This window comes from bacterium (assembly GCA_029210545.1).
GTDB lineage: Bacteria > BMS3Abin14 > BMS3Abin14 > BMS3Abin14 > BMS3Abin14 > JARGFV01.
In genome coordinates, this window is record JARGFV010000162.1 from 1 (window position 1) to 4,667 (window position 4,667).

The window sequence follows — 4,667 nt, forward strand, 5'->3', positions numbered from 1 at the left end:
GCCCTGAAGGAGGGCTGGGATGTGACCGACGACGCCTCCCTCCTGGAGCAGATGGGCCACAGTGTCCGCCTTGTTGAAGGGGACGAGAGGAATTTTAAAGTCACCACTCTGGATGATCTTGAGTTGCTGAGAATGATCATCCAGGCAGGCGGACATGACGCGGAGACACGGTGACACGGAGACACGGGGTGAAGGGTCTTTCTCCCCCTCGCCGCGTCCCCCCTTCCCCGCGTCGTGGGTGCGAGTCAAATTTTCAGAAAGGATGAGATGTTATGGCCGCAAATCCCAGAGTTGGTATCGGTTATGACTCGCACAGACTTGTCCAGGGCCGCAGGCTCATCCTCGGGGGAACGGAGATCCATCACCCCACCGGGCTTCTGGGCCACTCCGACGCCGACGTCCTGGCCCACGCCCTCATGGATGCTCTGTTAGGTGCTGCCGCCCTGGGCGACATAGGCCAGCACTTTCCCGACACGGACCCGGCCTTTGAAGGGGCCGATAGCCTGGAGCTCTTAAAGAAAGTTCTCGTTATCCTCGAAAAGGACGGGTTCGAGCCGGTGAACGCCGACATCACCATCCTGGCCGAACAGCCGAAGATCGCGCCCTACATCGGGCAGATGATCGTCAACCTGGAGGCCGCCGGGATGCCTGCAGGAAGTGTGAACATCAAAGCCACTTGCGGTGAAGGGATGGGGTTCATCGGCAGACAGGAAGGAATCGCCTGTCTGGCTGTTGCTCTTATCAAGCGAATTGATTAAGGCATTCCTTCCAGTCTGCCGATGAGTGCAAGGTGCAAAGTGCCGATCAATAAATCGGGTATTTCTACTGGCTACTGGATACTGGCTACTGACTTCTGAGGAAATCACACTGCAATGAATTTTATTACTAAGAATTTTATCGCACTTATGCTGATGATTTTTCTTTTTGTCGCCCTGGGGCAGTGGAACCATCAACACTTTCAGCAAAAGGCATATTCCCGGGCGAAAGAGTTGATCATGCTCGATTTTTCGGCAAAAGGCGGGAAAAACGGGAAGTTCATCGAACCGACAGATATTTTCTCCGATCCCATTCGCATCGGGTTAACAGCAGGGGACGGCGGTGAATATCTTTACGATGTGGGCATCACGAACCATTTACTGGTGCAGTTCTCGGCACTGAACCTGTTCTTCTCTCCCAAGGTGCAGGTCACAGCGGTCGAAACATCTCAACCATAATAGTTCGAGAGCTGGATTTTGCCTTTCTTTTCTGATAATCAGCGTCCGAGGATCTTTCCCCGATACACCGACACTCCGATACGAGAGGTTTGAAACATGATAGTGGCCAATGAAAAAAGATGGTTTGCTTTTTCGCCCCCTCGCCCTCTCGCCCCCTCGCCCCCTCGGGAGGTCCAATAATGACCCTGCGCGTCTACAACACACTCTCCGGGAAAAAGGAGGAATTTGTACCGATTAATCCTCCCAAGGTGGGCATGTACGCCTGCGGCGTCACCGTCTACGACTACTGCCACATCGGGCACGCCAGGGCCGCGGTAGCCTTCGACGTCATCGCGCGGTACCTGCGCTACTCCGGCTACGATGTCACCTACGTGCGCAACTACACCGACATCGACGACAAGATCATCAACCGCAGCAACGAGCAGGGGATCGACTGGAAGGACCTGGCGCAGACCTTTATCGAGGCTCACGACACCGACATGGGGGCCCTGGGTGTGCAGCGGGCCGATGTGGAGCCGAGGGCCACTGACTACATCGCCGAGATCATCGGGATCGTGCAGACCCTCGTGGATCGCGGCGTGGGCTACGAGGTGGACGGGGACGTCTATTTCGAGGTCGAAAAGTTTGACGGTTACGGGAAGCTTTCGAAGCGAAACATCGAGGAGATGCAGTCCGGGGCCCGTATCGACGTGGACGAGCGGAAGATCCGCCCCCTGGACTTCGCCCTGTGGAAAAGCTCCAAGCCCGGTGAACCGGCCTGGGACAGTCCGTGGGGCAAGGGACGCCCCGGATGGCACATCGAGTGTTCGGCCATGTCGGCCGCCATCCTGGGGCAGCCCCTGGATATCCACGGGGGCGGCAAGGATCTCATCTTCCCCCACCACGAGAACGAGATCGCCCAGTCCGAGGCGGCCGCCGGCATACCCTTCGTGCGCTACTGGATGCATAACGGCTTCGTCAACATAGACAGCGAGAAGATGTCAAAGTCCCTGGGCAACTTCTTCACCATCCGGGAAGTGCTGGAGAAGTACAGGCCCGAGGTGGTGCGCACGTTTCTCCTCTCCACTCATTACCGGAGTCCCCTCGATTTTTCCGACAAGGCCCTGACCGAGGCCGAGGTCCGCTACGAGCGGTTCATGAACCTCTTTGCCCGGTTGACACGCAACGAGTCCGGGAGCCGTGAGGTAACCGAAGCCGAGTCCGGGGCACTGAAAGGGCTCACCGAAGAAACCCTCCCGGCGTTCCGCGAGGCCATGGATGACGATTTCAATACGGCGGCGGCCATCGGCCACGTCTTTTCAGCCCTCGGAAGCCTCAACAGTGTGCTGGACAGCGCCGACAGTCCAGGCGGCGGGATTTCGGCCGCTTTTCGAGACGGGGTTGACGGTTTCTTCAGGGAGATCGGGGCGGTCCTGGGCTTTTTCGGGGAGGGGATCGGGGCAGGGAAGGCCTGGTTTTCCGCAACCGGCGACGACGACATCAGGGCTGGAGCCCAGGCCCTGGCTGCTCAGCGGGTACAGGCCCGCCAGAACAAGGAGTGGACCCGCGCAGACGAACTGCGGGACGAGATAGCGGAACTGGGGTATGCGGTTCAAGATACTCCTCAGGGTTTCGTTCTGATCCCGAAAAAGGACTCATGAATTGAGGCTAGTATGGGAGTGTGGGTGTATGGAAGTATGGGGGGAAACCGAGTATTTTCCACCCCGTTTCCCCCATACCCCGACACCCCCTTACCAGATACTGGAAATTGGATATGAATGAAATCAACGATGTCCAGTATCTGTCCGGCACCCACCCTGTCACCCAGGCTCTCCTCTCACGACGCCGACCCCTCTTCAACCTCTTCCTGTCGGCTAAAAAGGGCGCCGAAGAACTGGTCCGGCTGGCCGGCGAGGCGGGTGTGCCGGTGCAAAGGGCGGACAACGAGCGGGTCGGCCGGATGGCGGGCACCTCGAGGCACCAGGGCGCGGTACTGGAGTGCGGACCTCTTCCTACCTTCGAACTGGAAGAACTCACCAGGTTCGAACCTCCCGGCGGGAAAGACCTCATCGTCCTGCTGTCCGGGGTGGAGGATCCCCAGAACCTTGGGGCGGTCGTCCGTACCTGCTCCTTCCTGGGGGCCAGGGCCCTCGTGCTGCCTGCAAAGGGGGCAGCGCCCCTGAGCCCGGCGGCCTCCCGAGCCTCGGCGGGTGCTCTGGAAGCGTTCCCCGTAGCCGTTGTCAGAGGGGCATCCAACGCCTGCGCATCCCTCACCGAGGCCGGGTACGAGGTCGTCGGGGTTGAAAAAGGCGGCGCGCCCCTTGCCGGTTGGGAACCCGCCGGGGGAAAGGTGGCCCTGGTGGTGGGGAGCGAGGACAAGGGGCTTGGAGGCCGGGTCCGGTCAGCCTGCAGCCGCATCGTCACCATCGAAGGGGAAGGGCCTACCGGCTCCCTGAACCTGTCGGTGGCGGCGGGGATCGCCATAAATCATGTGATCAGGCAGATGAAATCATCCTGATGACACGATTTATGGCTGATTTCAGATTTCAGATTTCAGATTCCAGAAAGGATATAAAGCACTGATTTCTATGGAATTTGGAATTTGGAATTTGGAATTGGAAATTCCCGAAGCAGGTCAAATATGCGCTTCGGGAATTTCCTCTGTCAATTTCCCTCTTGACAAACAATCCATGACCCACTAAATAAGCGTGTTATTCTTTCAGCGTGGGGGAAAACAGAGATCGCCTCGATTTGCTTCGATGCTGGCGTAGCTCAATTGGTAGAGCAGCGCATTTGTAATGCGCAGGTTGCGGGTTCAAGTCCCTTCGCCAGCTCCATTGTTGAAAGAGTCGCAAAAAGTCCAGTCCGGGACTTTTCGCTCCACGGAAAGGGAAAAGCGTCGTTTTCCCTTTCCTTACAAATCAATGACTTAGGGTGCGGGTCATTGATTTGGGCACCCCGCGCGGGGTGCGTTGATGGACTTTTTGCGAGTCCATCATTGTTGAAAGAAGGCAGGTCCGGACCGGAAAACAGGTTTAGGGGAGTTGCCCGAGTGGCTAAAGGGGGCGGGCTGTAAACCCGCTGGCGATGCCTACGGTGGTTCAAATCCATCACTCCCCACCACGATCTTTTACGGGTCGAAGCCCGTGTATTTAGAAGAGAAGTGTAAGGATCCCTGGTAAGGTGCCCCGGGATGGGCCGTTCAGGGGACGGCATTTTATGCTTTAAATGTCCGGGCTGTTTTCAGGGGTCGAAGAAGGATGGACTCTCAAAAAAACAATCCACAACACCGGGCGGGAATAGCTCAGTTGGCTAGAGCGTCAGCCTTCCAAGCTGAGGGTCGCGGGTTCGAGTCCCGTTTCCCGCTCCATTTGATAGGGTCGCGAAAAGTCCAATCCGGGACTTTTCGCTCAACGGAAAGGGAAAAGCATCGTTTTCCCTTTCCTCACAAAGACTGCTGATAGATCGCCAAAG

The 4,667-nt window shown here is 57.5% G+C and carries 5 protein-coding genes and 3 tRNA genes; all 8 read left to right on the forward strand.

All coding sequences use genetic code 11. The annotated features are described in order from the left end of the window. Positions 1–3 precede the first annotated feature (3 nt). The 8 genes from P1S46_11680 to P1S46_11715 all read left to right on the forward strand — a co-directional run bounded on the left by P1S46_11680 (position 4) and on the right by P1S46_11715 (position 4,563). Positions 4–174: a 2-C-methyl-D-erythritol 4-phosphate cytidylyltransferase gene (locus P1S46_11680; GenBank protein MDF1537133.1), complete on the forward strand. Its 171-nt coding sequence runs from the start codon at positions 4–6 to the stop codon at positions 172–174. 98 nt (positions 175–272) lie between these two features. Continuing rightward, the gene (gene ispF / locus P1S46_11685; protein ID MDF1537134.1) at positions 273–758 is read left to right on the forward strand and encodes a 2-C-methyl-D-erythritol 2,4-cyclodiphosphate synthase; all 486 of its coding nucleotides are present in this window, start codon (positions 273–275) and stop codon (positions 756–758) included. A gap of 114 nt (positions 759–872) precedes the next feature. Beyond that, positions 873–1,214, forward strand: a complete 342-nt coding sequence (locus P1S46_11690) for a hypothetical protein (GenBank protein ID MDF1537135.1) — start codon at positions 873–875, stop codon at positions 1,212–1,214. A 179-nt stretch (positions 1,215–1,393) separates the two neighbouring features. Further along, positions 1,394–2,854, forward strand: a complete 1,461-nt coding sequence (cysS, locus tag P1S46_11695; GenBank protein ID MDF1537136.1) for a cysteine--tRNA ligase — start codon at positions 1,394–1,396, stop codon at positions 2,852–2,854. A gap of 113 nt (positions 2,855–2,967) precedes the next feature. Continuing rightward, positions 2,968–3,711: an RNA methyltransferase gene (locus P1S46_11700; GenBank protein MDF1537137.1), complete on the forward strand. Its 744-nt coding sequence runs from the start codon at positions 2,968–2,970 to the stop codon at positions 3,709–3,711. 243 nt (positions 3,712–3,954) lie between these two features. Further along, positions 3,955–4,030, forward strand: a tRNA-Thr gene (locus tag P1S46_11705). Between the two features lie 201 nt (positions 4,031–4,231). Continuing rightward, a tRNA-Tyr gene (locus tag P1S46_11710) sits at positions 4,232–4,316 on the forward strand. Between the two features lie 170 nt (positions 4,317–4,486). Further along, positions 4,487–4,563, forward strand: a tRNA-Gly gene (locus P1S46_11715). Positions 4,564–4,667: the final 104 nt, after the last annotated feature.

Bases quoted from the DNA above. Each gene is read 5' to 3' on its own strand.
- P1S46_11690 (MDF1537135.1), top strand. From the start codon at position 873: ATGAATTTTATTACTAAGAATTTTATCGCACTTATGCTGATGATTTTT.
- ispF (MDF1537134.1), top strand. From the start codon at position 273: ATGGCCGCAAATCCCAGAGTTGGTATCGGTTATGACTCGCACAGACTT.
- cysS (MDF1537136.1), top strand. From the start codon at position 1,394: ATGACCCTGCGCGTCTACAACACACTCTCCGGGAAAAAGGAGGAATTT.
- P1S46_11700 (MDF1537137.1), top strand. From the start codon at position 2,968: ATGAATGAAATCAACGATGTCCAGTATCTGTCCGGCACCCACCCTGTC.